The sequence below is a fragment of the Actinoallomurus oryzae genome, from assembly GCF_039541955.1.
Classification (GTDB): domain Bacteria; phylum Actinomycetota; class Actinomycetes; order Streptosporangiales; family Streptosporangiaceae; genus Actinoallomurus; species Actinoallomurus oryzae.
This window is the reverse complement of sequence record NZ_BAABHF010000069.1, coordinates 79,880-93,042: the sequence shown is the minus strand read 5'-3', so window position 1 is coordinate 93,042 and position 13,163 is coordinate 79,880. Positions and strand designations below refer to the sequence as shown.

Genomic DNA, 13,163 nt, shown 5'->3' with positions numbered 1-13,163 from the left:
GTGTTCTTCGCCTTCCAGCGCTACTTCGTCCAGGGCGTCCTCGCCGGCTCCGTCAAATAGCCCTGCCGTCCATAACCGGGCAACGCCGGAATGCCGGTGTTCCGGTTCCCCGCCGGGCGTCACGGTAGGTTCTAGGCGTGGAGGACATCGACCGGCAGATCGTCTCCCTGCTCGCGGGCGACGGTCGCATGAGTTTCACCGACCTGGCGCGCGAGACCGGCCTGTCCGTGTCCGCGGTCCATCAGCGGGTACGCCGCCTGCAGAAACGCGGCGTGATCAAGGGCTACTCCGCCGTCCTCGACCACGAGGCCGTCGGCCTGCCGCTCACCGCCTTCATCTCGATCAAGCCGATCGACCCGGCGGCGCCCGACGACGCCCCGGAGAAGCTCGCCCACCTCGACGAGATCGAGGCCTGCCACTCGGTCGCCGGCGAGGAGAGCTACATCCTGAAGGTCCGGGTCACCTCGCCGGGAGCGCTGGAGGAGCTCCTGCAGCAGATCCGGGCCGCCGCGAACGTCTCCACCCGGACGACGGTCGTGCTGAGCACCCCGTACGAAGGCCGCCCGCCCCGCCTGTGAACAGGCCGGCCTGGCCGTGCGCCGGTCCGCCTATGTGAAGAATCCCACGTGATGACACGGACTCGCCGCATGCCTTCTGTGCCGGTGCGATGCGCAGGGCATACGGACTCCGGCCGCTCGTAGTCGTCGCCTTCGGGCCCCGCGGTCGCGAAGGTATACCGCATGTCTTCGCGGATGCGCCGGGGCGCGGCCTCGGGTTCAGGGGATTGGCTGCTGATGTTCCTGCGGGCGAGGGACTCCCCACCCGGCCGCCGGTTCGGGACGGCGACCGGTCCGGGGGAGTGGCTTCTGGTCTTCCTCGAGGCCGCCCGCCCGCCGGGCCGGTTCGTCGCCGCGGGACTGGAACCGGTACGGGCCAAGGGGGCGTGATGGTCGCCAGAATGCTGTTCGCCGCGCTGCTCGGCGCACTCATCGGGGGTGCCGAGCTGGTCGGCAGATATCAGGACAAACCGGCCGCGGCGGTGTTCTCGCCGTCCGGCCTGCTCTACATCGCGGTCAACGCCTCGGCCTCCACCGCGGCGCTGATCACCGCCGAGGCGATGGGCTGGGGCTTCGCACTGCCGGCCGGCGCGCCGGCGAACGGCGCCGCGGTCGCCCAGGTCATGGCCGCCGCGGTGGGCTCCGCGGCGATCTTCCGCTCGTCGTTCATGATCGCTCAGGACAAGGGCGTCAGCATCGGCCCGATCCTCCTGCTGTCCGGGCTGCTCAAGATCGTCGACGCCGCGATGGACCGCAAGCGGGCGCTCAGCCGGCTGTCCACCAACGACCTGGCCGGGCTGTCGTTCGCCGGCGACCACGCCGCGCTGGCCGAGCTCTGCAGCCACGCCATCCGGCGCTACGAGCTGGCGGAGGCACAGCGTCTGGGTGAGCTGGCGGCCGATCTTCGGGCGCGCGACGACCTCACCGACGCCGACAAGCTCGACTGCTTCGGGTTGGAGCTGAGCCGGCTGGTGGGGGAGCGGGCGCTGCGCAAGGCCGCCGAACGCCTGCGCGACCGGCCGGAATTGGCGGAGGCGCCCGCGCCCGCCGCGGTCGTCGAAGAGGTGGTGACGGCCGCCGCCACGAGCGGCGAGGAGGAGAGCGAGTTCGCCTCACGGCTGGGTGGGAGCAGACGGCTGGCGCGACGTTCGGAATACTGAGTGCCACGTCGCGACCGCCGCGGCGGCGCGGAGGGAGGCGCCTCATGGTACGACCGGGAAAGATGGGGGAGATCGCGCAGTCGGTCAAGCCCCGGCTGCGCGGCTGGCTGCACGCCGGCACGTTCCCGGCCGTCCTCGTCGCCGGCCTGGTCCTGGTCGCCCTCGGCCCGACGCTGTCCGCACGGCTCGCCGCCGCCGTGTACGCGCTGACCTCGGCCCTGCTGTTCGGCGTCTCCGCGCTCTACCACCGGGGACACTGGTCCGAGCGGGCCGAGGCGGTGCTCCGCCGGTTCGATCACGCCAACATCTATCTGATCATCGCGGGCACCTACACGCCGTTCGCGCTGCTGGCCCTGCACGGCACCGCCCGTACGGTCGTGCTCGCGGTGATCTGGATCGGCGCCGCCGCGGGCGTGTTGTTCCGCATCGTGTGGGTGGGCGCACCGCGCTGGCTCTACACCGCGCTCTACGTCGGGCTCGGCTGGGTGGCGGCGGCGTTCATGCCGCAGCTGCTGGACGGGGCCGGGGTGACCGCGCTCGTGCTCGTGTGCGCGGGCGGCCTGCTTTACAGCGCCGGCGGGCTGGTGTACGGGCTGCGCCGCCCGGACCCCTCGCCGCGCTGGTTCGGCTTCCACGAGGTGTTCCACGCCTTCACCGTCGCGGCCTACGTCGCGCAGTACATCGCCGTGTCCTTCGTCGTCTACCGGGCCGTGTGAGCTCACTCGCCAGGCGAGACGCCGGGTGCCCCGGACGTCGCGTTCACCGGGGGCGTCCTGGCCGCCATCGGGCAGGCCGTCCCGGCCGGCGCGACCGACGGTGACCGCCGTTCCGCCGCCCGGATGGCCCACCTGGACGGCGAGCACTGGGCCGGGCGCAATATCGTTTTCGGCATGAGCACACATTTTGACGTCGTCGTCCTCGGCGCGGGGCCGGGCGGGTACGTGGCCGCGATCCGGTCCGCCCAGCTCGGCCTGAAGACCGCGATCATCGAGGAGCGCTACTGGGGAGGGGTCTGCCTCAACGTCGGCTGCATTCCCTCCAAGGCCCTGCTGCGCAACGCCGAACTGGCGCACATCTTCACGCGTGAGGCGAAGACCTTCGGCATCCAGGTCGACGGGGAGGTGCGGTTCGACTACGGCGAGGCGTTCAAGCGCAGCCGTACGGTCGCCGACGGGCGCGTCAAGGGCGTGCACTACCTCATGAAGAAGAACGGCATCACCGAGTACGAGGGCCGCGGGTCCTTCACCGACGCGAACACCATCGTCGTCAACGGTGAGGAGATCACGTTCGGCAACTGCATCATCGCCGCCGGCGCGAGCGCGCGGCTGCTGCCGGGCACGACGCTGTCCGAGCGCGTCGTCACCTTCGAGGAGCAGATCCTCAGCGACAGCCTCCCCGAGAGCATCGTGATCGCCGGCGCGGGCGCGATCGGCGTGGAGTTCGCGTACGTCCTGGCCAACTACGGCGTCAAGGTGACGATCGTGGAGTTCCTGGACCGGCTCGTCCCGCTGGAGGATGAGGAGGTCTCCAAGGAGCTGGCCAAGCGGTACCGCAAGCTCGGCATCGACGTGCTCACCTCCACTCGTGTCGAGGGCATCGACGAGACCGGGCCGAAGCTGCGCGTCACCGTCTCCAAGAACGGCGAACAGCAGGTGCTGGAGGCCGACAAGGTCCTGCAGGCGATCGGCTTCGCCCCCAACGTCGAGGGCTACGGCCTGGAGAACACCGGCGTGAAGCTGACCGAGCGCGGCGCGATCGACGTCGACGCCCGCTGCCGTACGAGCGTGGAGCACATCTACGCCATCGGCGACGTGACCGCCAAGCTGATGCTCGCACACGCCGCCGAGGCGATGGGCATCGTCGCGGCCGAGACCATCGCCGACGCGGAGACGATGGAGCTGGACTACGTCATGATCCCGCGCGCGACGTACTGCCAGCCGCAGATCGCCAGCTTCGGCTGGACCGAGGCGCAGGCGCGCGAGAAGGGCTTCGACGTCAAGGTCGCCAAGTTCCCCTTCACCGCGAACGGCAAGTCCCATGGCCTGGGCGACCCCGGCGGCTTCGTGAAGATCCTCAGCGACGGCAAGTACGGCGAGCTGCTCGGCGCCCACCTCATCGGACCGGACGTCACCGAACTGCTGCCCGAGCTGACCCTCGCCCAGCAGTGGGATCTGACCGTCCACGAGGCGGCCCGCAACGTCCACGCCCACCCCACCCTGGGCGAGGCCGTCAAGGAGGCCCTGCACGGCCTGGCCGGCCACATGATCAACTTCTAGCCGCCACGCGCGAGGGCCTGTCTCGAGACGGTGAGGCTCTGGGACAGGCCTTGGGGACGTCGTGCGCGGGCGCCCTGGCTCGGAGCCGTCACCCGGCCCGGCGCGCGACCACCCGGCGGTGGGCCGCCGGCCGGGGCGGCGCCGCCGCCGGCGGTCAGCCCATGAACTGGCTGAGGATGAGGGCGAGCAGGAACAGCAGGATCAGGGCGCCACCGCCGCCGATGCAGAGCGCGACGACAGCGCGGACGATCTTGGCGAGAATGTCACGCTCGGGTGGCTCCGGCTCTTGGCGGCGAGGCCGGGACGGGGTTCGGGCCGGGGTTTGGGCCGGGGTTTGGTGCATGATCTGCCTCATCCATCGGTGCCGGGCGCCGGCGAGAGTCGGTGTCCGTGGTGCGGGGAAGGCGACACGGGAGGTCGCGGGGGCCGACGGACCTGAACTTTTACTTCACTGTAGAGGACGCGGGACGGTGATGATCGTCGAGGGTCCGGGTTCGGGTGGCGGTACCGCGGCGGGCCGGGCCCCGCGGCCGGCGCCGCGCGGGTCCTCCACGGCGGCCTGGTCATGCCGCCATGCGCCGGCCGGCCACGGCACGCCAGCCGAACATCGCCAGTCCGAGAAAGACCAGCGTGACGAGGACGAAGGTGACGGCGATGCCCTGACCCGAGACGGCGCGCAGCGCCATGCCGGCGGCGACCGTCGCCACCCAGACACCGGCGCCGGTCGCCACGAGCGCCGCGGGACGCCGCCAGCCCCGGGTCACCAACCAGCCGATCAGCAGGCCGGCGAGGAACGGCCAGGCCGTCGTCGCCGCCCCGGCGAGCGTCTCACCCTCACTGTGGCTCGCCCGCCCGATCAGCACGAACGCCACGACACAGCAAAGGTCGAGGACCGCCGCGGTCACCGTACGCATGGGTCAAGGGTAATGCGCGCGGAGGGCTCTCGTCCGGTCCACGGGCGGTCGCGCCGCATGCGCTCGGGTTCGTCGTGCGGGCGCCGCCTCAACCCGCCGAGGTCAGGGGCCGGCGGGAGTCCGGGCGTAGAAGGCGAGGAGACGTTCGTGGGCCTGCGGTGACGCGCCGGCGTCGTCCAGGCCGAGCAGGGCGGCGCCGAGCACCGGAGGGGCGTCGACGACGATGAGCTTGGCCTGCGGCGCGATGCGGGAGAAGCGCTCCTGGATCGCGGCCATGAGCAGCCCGTCGCGGGCGGCCAGCACCCCGCCGCCCAGGACGACCTCCACGGGGGAGTTCAGCAGGTCCAGCCGCCGCAGCACGACCGTCGCCAGGGCGCTCACCTCGTCGGCCTGGCGTTCGACCAGGCGTGCCGCGACCTCGTCGCCGGACGCCGCGACCGTGAGCAGCACGGGGGCCAGCTCGCCGAGGCGCTCTTCAGGGATCTCCCCGAAGTGGATGCCCAGGCCGACCTCCAGCGCGCTGGCGGCACCGAAGTGCGCGGCGACCGCCTCGGCGAGCGCGGTCTTCGGGCCGCGGCCGTCCTCGGCGCGCACGCCGTGCCACAGCGCCTCCTCGCCGAGGTGGTGGCCGCCGCCCCAGTCGCCGGTCACCCGGCCGATCGAGGGGAACCGCGCGATCTGCCCGTCGGGGCCGACACCCGCGCAGTTGATGCCCGCGCCGCACACCACGGCCACGCCCCACCGGTCGGTGACGCCCGCGCGCAGCAGCGCGAAGGTGTCGTTGCCGACCCGGACGCTGCGGCCCCAGTTGCAGGCCGTGATGATCCGGTGGAACTCCTCTTCCTCCTCCGGCAGGTCGACGTTGGCCAGGTACGCCGAGACGTGGTCGGCGACCGGCCACGCCGTGGTCAGGCCGGCCGCCTCCAGCGCGCGTGTCACCGCGTCGGTCAGGTTCGCCACGGCGGTCTCGACGCCGTCCGCGACGGGCCGGAAGCCGCCGCCGCGCACGGCCGAGCGGACCTCGCCGTCGGTGGTGAGGACCACGACGTCGGTCTTGCTGTTCCCGCCGTCGATCGCGAGGATCACGTGCCCACCGCCCAGGGCAGGTGCGGCGCGTTCGCGGCGACGAGCCGCTCCGCCAGGTCGCCGGCCGTGCTCACCTGCCCGATGAGCGGATGAGCGAGCAGGGCGTCCGTCACCCGGTCGACACCTCCTTTGAGCGCCGCCTCCAGGGCCAGCTCCTCGTACGCGGACACGTGGGCGATCAGCCCGGCGAACAGCGGCTCGACGGGGTCCACCGGCAGCGGGTCGGCGCCGGTCGCGGTGACGCGGGCCGGGACCTCGATCACCGCCTCGGGCGGCAGGAACGGCAGCCGGCCGCCGTTGCGCACGTTGACGACCTGGACGTCGCCGCGGTCGGCCGACAGGGACGCGAGGAGGTCGACCGCGGCCTCGGAGTAGAACGCGCCGCCGCGCCGCTCCAGCAGCTCCGGCCTGGTGTCCAGCGCCGGGTCGGCGTACATCCGCAGGAGGCGCTCCTCGATGGCGGCCACCTCCTCGGCGCGCGACGGCGCGGCGAGCTGCTGCGCCACCACCGCGTCGTGTTCGTAGAAATACCTCAGGTAGTAGGACGGTACGACACCGAGGCGCCGCAGGAGGGCCGAAGGCAGGCCGATGTCGGCCGCGAGCGGTCCGGCGTGCTCGGCGAGCAGCCGCGGCAGGACGTCCTCCTCGCCGAGATGGACGCTGCGTTCCCAGGTCAGGTGGTTGAGGCCGACGTGACCGAGCCGGATGTCGCCGGGCGGCACCCCGAGCATGCGGGCGAAGCGCCGCTGGAACCCGATGGCCACGTTGCACAGCCCCACGGCGCGGTGCCCGGCGTCCAGCAGTGCGCGGGTGACGATGCCGACCGGGTTGGTGAAGTCGACGATCCAGGCGTCCGGCGCCAGCCGGGAGACCTGCTCGGCGATGCGGAGGACCACCGGGACGGTGCGCAGCGCCTTGGCGAGCCCGCCGGCCCCGGTCGTCTCCTGGCCGACGCAGCCGCACGCGAGCGGAAGCGTCTCGTCCACGTGCCGGGCGGCCTGCCCGCCGACCCGCAGCTGCAGCAGCACCGCGCCGGCGCCGTCCACGCCCTCCTCGAGCGCGGTGGTCGTACGGACGACGCCCGGGTGGCCGTACCGCGCCAGGATCCGGCGCGAGACCGCCCCGACCGGCTCCAGGCGGCGCTCGTCGGGGTCGACGAGCACCAGCTCGGCCACCGGCAGCGTGTCGCGGAGCCGGGCGAGGCCGTCCACGAGCTCCGGCGTGTACGTCGACCCGCCGCCGACCACGCACAGCTTCATCCCTTCACCCCCGTCAAGGTCACTCCCTGGATGAACACCCGCTGCGCGAGGAAGAACACGACGATCACCGGGAGCACCGTCAGCAGGGTCGCGGCCATCGTCAGGTTCCACTCCACGTGGTGCGCCGCGCGGAACGTCGACAGGCCGACCGCCAGCGTCCACGAGTCCGGCTTGGTGTAGATGAGCGGGCCGAAGTAGTCGTTCCAGGCGTAGAAGAACTGGAACAGCGCGACCGCGGCGATCGCGGGCCGGGCCATCGGCAGCACCACCCGCAGCATCGCGGCGAACTCGCCGCAGCCGTCGACCCGCGCGGCGTCGGCGTACTCCGCCGGGATGGTCACCAGGAACTGCCGGAGCAGGAAGATGGAGAACGCGTCGCCGAACAGCATCGGGATGATCAGCGGCCACAGCGTGCCGGTCAGGTGGAACCGCGCCCACAGGATGTACATCGGCACGATCGTCACCTGCGGCGGCAGCATCATCGTGGTGATGACCAGGACGAACGCCAGTTTGCGCCCGCGGAAGCGGAACCGCGCCAGGGCGTAGGCGACCGGGATGCTGGAGACGAGCATGAACGCGGTGGCCAGCACCGCGTACACGAGCGTGTTGAACAGCCAGCGCAGCATCACGCCGTGGTCGGTGGTCAGCGCGGTGCCGAAGTTGGACCAGTGCCAGCCGTGCGGCCACAGGCTGCCGGTGAGCGTCTCGTCGCCGCTCATGACAGCGGTGAGGAACATGAAGACCAGGGGCGCCAGGAACATGATCGCCAGGGCGATCGCGATCGCGTGCGTCGCGACCCAGTACAGGATCCGGCGGTTACGGCCCTTGGACCGGGGTCGTGCCGGAGGGCGGACGGCGGTGGCGCGCCGCGTCGCGAGGGTGGTGCCGGTCATCGCGTCGTCATCCCTTCACTCCTCGTCGCCGAACGCGTGGAACTGCCGGAGCAGGATCAGCGTGAAGAACATGGCGACGACGAACAGCACGAGCGCCAGGACGCACGCGTAGCCCATGTTGAACTGCTGGAAGCCCTCGTTGTAGAGCGTCTGGGGGAAGGTCAGCGACGCGCCGTCGGGGTAGCCGGGCGCGGTGGTGGTGCCGGCCTGGTCGGCGTTGCCCTGGGAGGCGTTCGCGGCGACCATCGCCTGGGTGAAGTACTGCAGCGTCTGGATGACCCCGGTGACGGCGGAGAACAGCAGCACCGGCGAGATCGTCGGCAGCGTGATCCGGCGGAACCGCTGCCAGGCGTTCGCGCCGTCGATGGCCGCGGCCTCGTACAGAGACCTGGGCACGTCCAGCAGCGCCGCCAGCAAGATGATCATGACGTCGCCGATGCTCCACAGGGCGAGCAGGGTCAGGCCCGGCTTGGTCCAGGCGGGGTCGTTGAACCAGTCCGGCAGGTGGATGCCGATCTTGGCGGCGATGCCGTTGAGCGGGCCGGTGCCGGGGTTGACCACGAACACGAACGCGACGGTGGCCGCGACCGGCGGGATCAGGAACGGCAGGTAGAAGATCGACCGCAGGATGTTCCCGCCCCGCTTGATCCTGGTGAGGAGCTGGGCGAGGGCGAGGCCGAACAGCACCCGCAGCGGCACCATGACCACGACGAGCCAGAGCGTGTTCTTGATGGCCCGCCAGGCGTACGGGTCCTTGAACAGGAACCGGTAGTTGGTCAGCCCGACCGGCGTGAGCTGGAACAGGTTGTAGCGGAAGAAGGAGAAGTAGACCGTGGCGGCGAGCGGGTAGGCGAAGAACAGCGAGAAGCCGACCAGCCACGGTGACAGGAACGCGAGGACCCGGAGGCGGTGACGGCGCCGCGCCCGCGACGCCGTCACCGGCCGGACCGGCACTGCGGCGGCCATCAGCCGCCGGCCAGCCGCAGCGCGTCGTCGACCTTCTTGTCCAGGCCCTGCAGCCCCTGCTGGAGGTTCGCCACCTTGCCGGGCTCCCACTGGTCCTGCACGAAGCTCTGAAACTTCACCACGAAGTCGCCGCCGTTGATCGTGGAGGGGATCGTCGCGCTGTTGGGGTTCTTGAAGACGTTGAGGAACGTCGTGAACTGGGGCGGGAGCCGGAGGTTCGGTGAGGCCAGCGCCGGGATGGTGCTCGGCACGTTGCCCAGCCCGTTGGCGAACGTCACCAGGGCGTCGGTGTCGGTGGTCAGGTACTTCACGAACTCCCAGGAGGCCTGGGCGTGCCTGGCGCCGCGCGGGATGCCGATGACGGTGCCGGTGATGAACCCGCCGCCGTAGGTGTTCGCGCGCGCGTCGTCGACGGGCGTGGGCGTGGTCTCGTACCGGAGTTTCGGCGCCTCCTCCTGGAGGAACTTGGTGCGCCACTCGCCGTCGACGGCCATCGCCACCCTGCCCTTCTCGAAGGGGTTGGAGGCCTCGAACTCCTGGCCCATCGAGTGGACGAACTTCTTGACGTTGTCATAGCCGTACCAGTCGAGCAGGCTCTTCTCCCACCGCAGGTACTTGGCGAACGCCGGGTCGGTGGCGAAGTTCGCCCGGCCCTGGTCGTTGAGCCAGGTCGCGCCGAAGGCCGTCGTGGCGATGTGCTCGGGCACGTGCTCGTAGTAGGTCACCGACGGCAGGAAGCCGGCCACCTTGATGCTGCCGTCGGGGTTCCGCACCGTCAGCTTCTTGGCCAGGGCGGTCAGCTGGCTGATCGTCTTGGGCGGCCGGTTGCCCTTCATCAGCGCCTTGTTGCTGTAGAGGGCGTAGTCGTCGGCCAGCAGCGGCAGCGTGCACCGGACACCCTTGTACTGGGTGTAGTCCTGCACCGCCTTGGGGAACAGGTTCAGGTCGACCTCGTCCTTCTTCAGGTACGGCGTCAGGTCCTGCAACGCTCCGCTGGAGCAGAACTGCCCGACGTTGTTGGTCGTGAAGGAGGAGACCACGTCGGGCGGGTTGCCGCTGCGGATCGCGTTGAGGATCTTGGTGTCGTCCTGGCCCTTGACGAGCTTGACGGTGATGTTGGGGTGCAGCCGGTGGAAGCCGGCGATGGCGTCCTCGAAGGCCTTCACCTCATGGGGGGCGCTCCAGCCGTGCCAGACCTCGATCGTCTGCGGCGCGTCGGCCTTGGGGCCGCCGCCCGAGGGTGATTGGCCGCCGGCGGTGCAGGAGGTGGCGGCGACGGCGGTGATGATCGATGCGGTGATGAGCCGCCATGGTCGTGGGGACACTCCGGTCTCCTTCGGACGCCGGCCGCGCGCGGCCGGGGGGTTAACGGACGGTGCTGGAGAAGAGCTCCTCGCGTGTCTCCCCGAGTGCGAGGTGCAGCGCGCCGGCCAGGACGGGGTTGCCGTCGACCGAGCTGAGCCGCAGCGGCGGATGCGGGATGGTCATGGTGTGCAGTTCGCGCTCCACGAGGGCGCGGAGCGGCTCGCCGCCGGCGAGGGGCACGTCGCCGGCGAGCACGATGAGTTCGGGGTCGAGCACGCTGACGATCGCGGCCAGGCCGGTCGCCAGGCGGGTGGCCAGCTCCCGCAGGCCCACCCGCGCCCGCTCGTCGCCGTCCTCGTACGCCGCGCGCGCCCGCCGTACGATCTGGTCGGCGCGCCCGCCGCGGAATCCGTGCTCGCGCAGCAGCCTGATCACCGCGGGCGCGCCGGCGACGGCCTGCAGACCACCGGTGTTGGTCCGGCCGGGTTCGCGGATGAGCGGCGCCGAGGCGACCGGCATGTAGCCGACCTCTCCGGCGCCTCCGGTGGCGCCGCGCACGAGTGTGCCGCCGAGGACGATCGCCAGGCCGATGCCGGCGCTGACCCACAGCAGGACGAAGTCGCGCGGGGTGGTGGCCGGGCCGTGCGCGAGCTCGGCCATCGCCACCAGGTTGACGTCGTTCTCCACTGCGACCGGCACGCCGATCCCCGCGCGCAGCCGGCTGAGCAGGTCCGGGATGTGCCAGCCGGGCAGATGGGAGGCGTAACCGAGCCGCTCGGTCCGCGGGTCGACGGCGCCGGGCACCCCGATGACCACGCGGTCGACCCGGTCGAGCCCGGCGTCCGCCATGGCCCCCTCCACCGCGGTGCGCGCCCGCGCGATCGCGTCCCCGCCGGAGGGCCCCGGCGTCGGCAGCTCGAAGCGGCCGGTCACCGTGCCGGTCAGGTCGGCCACACAGGCGCGGATCTGCGCGCGGCGCACCTCCAGCGCCGCGACGTGCGCCGCGGCGGCGTTGATGCGGTACAGCTCGGCGGTACGGCCGGGGCCGCCCTCGCGGATGCCGTCGGCCACGACCAGCCCGGCGTCGCGGAGCCGGGTGAGCAGCTGGGAGGCGGTCGGCTTGGACAGGCCGGTCAGCGCGCCGATCTCCGGGCGGGTGAGCGGACCCCGCTCGAGCAGCACCTCCAGCGCGGCACGGTCGTTGATGGCGCGCAGCAGGCTCGGGGTGCCCGGCGTGGAGGTGGACAAGGCGACTCCGGCGGAACGGCAGCGGGGTGTTAGGAAACTTTCCTAACTTGCCGGTGAAAGTAAGTCCGCCCGAGCACGCCGTCAAGACGGCCGGAACGCAGTGTTACCAAGCCGAGACCGCGATCGGCCGGCGACTCGGCGCGGGTCCGCGCGCGGTGATACGAGCCGGTGGGTATGGGCCCGTGGGCATGAGCCGTTCGACCCGGAGGTGCCGGTGGCGGGGGGACAGGGCCGGGCTCGTGACCGGCCGGAGGAGGCATGCTGACGGTCATGCCCGAACCACCGCTGCTGCTCACGCTCGACCTCGCCGGCACTTTCGCGTTCGCTCTCAACGGTGCCATCACCGGCCTGCGCGCCACCCGCCTCGACATCGTCGGGGTCCTGACCCTCGGCATGATGACCGCCCTCGGCGGCGGCGTCGTGCGCGATGTTCTCATCGGCGCGTCGCCCCCGGCGACGTTCAGATACTGGCCTTACCTGGTGGTGGCCGCGGGCGGGGCGCTGGTCGCGTTCTTCCTCAGCCGGCCGCTGCGGAGATTCGCCCTGCACATCGAGTTGTTCGACGCCGCCGGGCTGAGCCTGTTCTGCGTGACGGGCGCGACCAAGTCCCTGCAGTACGGCCTCGCCGTGGCGCCGGCGGTCATCCTCGGAGCGGTCACCGGCGTCGGCGGCGGGACGATCCGTGATGTCCTCGTCCGTCGCGTCCCCACGGTCCTCACCAGTGGCCTGTACGCCATCCCGGCCCTGGTCGGCGCGGCCGTCGCCGTGGCCGCCGTGCGCACCGGCGTCTACGGCCTTCCCGCCGCGCTCGGCGCCGCCCTCGCCTGCTTTCTGATCCGCGTCGCGGGCATTCGCTACAACCTCAACGCCCCGGTCGCGCCCGAAGCCAGAGACGGGGAATGACCCCACGCGGCGCCGGCGCGCCCCGCGTGCCGCGACGTCGGTTAGCGTCTCACGGGCCGACCTGGGCGAGATCGAACGGCGCTGGCACGGCTCGCCCCGGGGGCCGAGGCGATGTCCGTCAGCCCGTGGGCGTGCCGATCTGGTCGCGTTCGAGTGCGGAGCGCAGCTCGGAGATGGCCCGTACGGCGGCCGACGCCGAGGCGCCGTCGAGAGCGCCTCCGATCAGCTCGGCCACTTGGTCGGTGAAGGTCTTCTCCGCCGCGTCGACCAGCTGCGAGCCCTCGCCGGTCAGGACCAGCAGTGAGGACCGGCGATCGGACGGATTCGGCTGCCGGACGGCCCATCCGTGCTTTTCCAGCCGGTCGACGCTCTTGCTGGTCGCCCCGATGCCGATGGCGAACTCGGCGGCGAGGTCCGCCACGCGAGATCCGGGATGGTCGCGCAGGTAGCGCAGGGCCTCGAACTGTGAGGTGACGATCCCGTGCCGCTCACGGAGGCGGTCGTTGAGGGCGTTGTACAGACGCGTCTCGCACCGGACCAGATCGGCGAAGAAGGCCGGGAGGTCGACCGCGTCGCCGTTCGATTTAGATGCCACG

At 71.6% G+C, this 13,163-nt stretch carries 15 protein-coding genes; 6 read left to right on the top strand and 9 right to left on the bottom strand.

Going from position 1 to position 13,163, the window contains the following annotated elements; genetic code table 11:
- Positions 1 to 137 precede the first annotated feature (137 nt).
- The 5 genes from ABEA10_RS49665 to lpdA all read left to right on the top strand — a co-directional run bounded on the left by ABEA10_RS49665 (position 138) and on the right by lpdA (position 3,993).
- Positions 138 to 578, top strand: coding sequence for an Lrp/AsnC family transcriptional regulator (locus ABEA10_RS49665; protein WP_329234801.1), 441 nt, complete (start codon positions 138 to 140; stop codon positions 576 to 578).
- 162 nt (positions 579 to 740) lie between these two features.
- The gene (locus tag ABEA10_RS49660; RefSeq protein WP_345475712.1) at positions 741 to 947 is read left to right on the top strand and encodes a hypothetical protein; all 207 of its coding nucleotides are present in this window, start codon (positions 741 to 743) and stop codon (positions 945 to 947) included.
- Positions 947 to 1,717, top strand: a complete 771-nt coding sequence (locus ABEA10_RS49655; RefSeq protein ID WP_345475711.1) for a hypothetical protein — start codon at positions 947 to 949, stop codon at positions 1,715 to 1,717. Before ABEA10_RS49660 ends, ABEA10_RS49655 begins: the two co-directional genes overlap by 1 nt.
- A gap of 44 nt (positions 1,718 to 1,761) precedes the next feature.
- On the top strand, positions 1,762 to 2,433 hold the full coding sequence (gene trhA, locus ABEA10_RS49650) for a PAQR family membrane homeostasis protein TrhA (RefSeq protein WP_345475710.1): 672 nt from the start codon (positions 1,762 to 1,764) through the stop codon (positions 2,431 to 2,433).
- 174 nt (positions 2,434 to 2,607) lie between these two features.
- Positions 2,608 to 3,993: a dihydrolipoyl dehydrogenase gene (gene lpdA, locus ABEA10_RS49645; protein WP_285575440.1), complete on the top strand. Its 1,386-nt coding sequence runs from the start codon at positions 2,608 to 2,610 to the stop codon at positions 3,991 to 3,993.
- Positions 3,994 to 4,147: 154 nt separating this feature from the next.
- Here the strand turns inward: lpdA and ABEA10_RS49640 are convergent, their stop codons facing one another.
- The 8 genes from ABEA10_RS49640 to ABEA10_RS49605 all read right to left on the bottom strand — a co-directional run bounded on the left by ABEA10_RS49640 (position 4,148) and on the right by ABEA10_RS49605 (position 11,664).
- A complete protein-coding gene (locus tag ABEA10_RS49640; protein ID WP_345475709.1) occupies positions 4,148 to 4,336 on the bottom strand; it encodes a hypothetical protein in 189 nt (62 codons plus the stop codon).
- 220 nt (positions 4,337 to 4,556) lie between these two features.
- The gene (locus ABEA10_RS49635; protein WP_345475708.1) at positions 4,557 to 4,907 is read right to left on the bottom strand and encodes a DUF3054 domain-containing protein; all 351 of its coding nucleotides are present in this window, start codon (positions 4,905 to 4,907) and stop codon (positions 4,557 to 4,559) included.
- Between the two features lie 102 nt (positions 4,908 to 5,009).
- Complete coding sequence (locus ABEA10_RS49630) at positions 5,010 to 5,993, bottom strand: N-acetylglucosamine kinase (RefSeq protein ID WP_345475707.1); 984 nt, start codon at positions 5,991 to 5,993, stop codon at positions 5,010 to 5,012.
- The gene (locus ABEA10_RS49625) at positions 5,990 to 7,252 is read right to left on the bottom strand and encodes a 6-phospho-beta-glucosidase (RefSeq protein ID WP_345475706.1); all 1,263 of its coding nucleotides are present in this window, start codon (positions 7,250 to 7,252) and stop codon (positions 5,990 to 5,992) included. Before ABEA10_RS49625 ends, ABEA10_RS49630 begins: the two co-directional genes overlap by 4 nt.
- Complete coding sequence (locus ABEA10_RS49620) at positions 7,249 to 8,145, bottom strand: carbohydrate ABC transporter permease (RefSeq protein ID WP_345475705.1); 897 nt, start codon at positions 8,143 to 8,145, stop codon at positions 7,249 to 7,251. The genes ABEA10_RS49625 and ABEA10_RS49620 overlap by 4 nt, the downstream gene beginning before the upstream one ends.
- Positions 8,146 to 8,160: 15 nt before the next feature.
- Complete coding sequence (locus ABEA10_RS49615) at positions 8,161 to 9,111, bottom strand: carbohydrate ABC transporter permease (RefSeq protein WP_345475704.1); 951 nt, start codon at positions 9,109 to 9,111, stop codon at positions 8,161 to 8,163.
- Positions 9,111 to 10,436 carry an extracellular solute-binding protein gene (locus ABEA10_RS49610; protein ID WP_345475703.1) on the bottom strand — a complete coding sequence of 442 codons (1,326 nt, stop codon included), beginning with the start codon at positions 10,434 to 10,436 and terminating at the stop codon, positions 9,111 to 9,113. Before ABEA10_RS49610 ends, ABEA10_RS49615 begins: the two co-directional genes overlap by 1 nt.
- A 40-nt stretch (positions 10,437 to 10,476) precedes the next feature.
- Entirely contained in the window at positions 10,477 to 11,664 is a 1,188-nt protein-coding gene (locus tag ABEA10_RS49605; RefSeq protein WP_345475702.1) for an ROK family transcriptional regulator, read from the bottom strand.
- A gap of 270 nt (positions 11,665 to 11,934) precedes the next feature.
- On the opposite strand from ABEA10_RS49605, the gene ABEA10_RS49600 reads away from it, so the two are divergent.
- A complete protein-coding gene (locus tag ABEA10_RS49600) occupies positions 11,935 to 12,567 on the top strand; it encodes a trimeric intracellular cation channel family protein (protein ID WP_345475701.1) in 633 nt (210 codons plus the stop codon).
- A 118-nt stretch (positions 12,568 to 12,685) separates the two neighbouring features.
- Here ABEA10_RS49600 and ABEA10_RS49595 read toward each other — a convergent pair whose 3' ends face one another.
- A complete protein-coding gene (locus ABEA10_RS49595; RefSeq protein WP_345475700.1) occupies positions 12,686 to 13,162 on the bottom strand; it encodes a MarR family winged helix-turn-helix transcriptional regulator in 477 nt (158 codons plus the stop codon).
- Position 13,163: the final 1 nt, after the last annotated feature.

Coding starts and splice junctions, on each gene's coding strand:
- ABEA10_RS49640 (WP_345475709.1), bottom strand. CDS start 4,336: ATGCACCAAACCCCGGCCCAAACCCCGGCCCGAACCCCGTCCCGGCCT.
- ABEA10_RS49620 (WP_345475705.1), bottom strand. CDS start 8,145: ATGACCGGCACCACCCTCGCGACGCGGCGCGCCACCGCCGTCCGCCCT.
- ABEA10_RS49600 (WP_345475701.1), top strand. CDS start 11,935: ATGCCCGAACCACCGCTGCTGCTCACGCTCGACCTCGCCGGCACTTTC.
- ABEA10_RS49635 (WP_345475708.1), bottom strand. CDS start 4,907: ATGCGTACGGTGACCGCGGCGGTCCTCGACCTTTGCTGTGTCGTGGCG.
- ABEA10_RS49660 (WP_345475712.1), top strand. CDS start 741: ATGTCTTCGCGGATGCGCCGGGGCGCGGCCTCGGGTTCAGGGGATTGG.
- lpdA (WP_285575440.1), top strand. CDS start 2,608: ATGAGCACACATTTTGACGTCGTCGTCCTCGGCGCGGGGCCGGGCGGG.
- trhA (WP_345475710.1), top strand. CDS start 1,762: ATGGTACGACCGGGAAAGATGGGGGAGATCGCGCAGTCGGTCAAGCCC.
- ABEA10_RS49655 (WP_345475711.1), top strand. CDS start 947: ATGGTCGCCAGAATGCTGTTCGCCGCGCTGCTCGGCGCACTCATCGGG.
- ABEA10_RS49615 (WP_345475704.1), bottom strand. CDS start 9,111: ATGGCCGCCGCAGTGCCGGTCCGGCCGGTGACGGCGTCGCGGGCGCGG.
- ABEA10_RS49625 (WP_345475706.1), bottom strand. CDS start 7,252: ATGAAGCTGTGCGTGGTCGGCGGCGGGTCGACGTACACGCCGGAGCTC.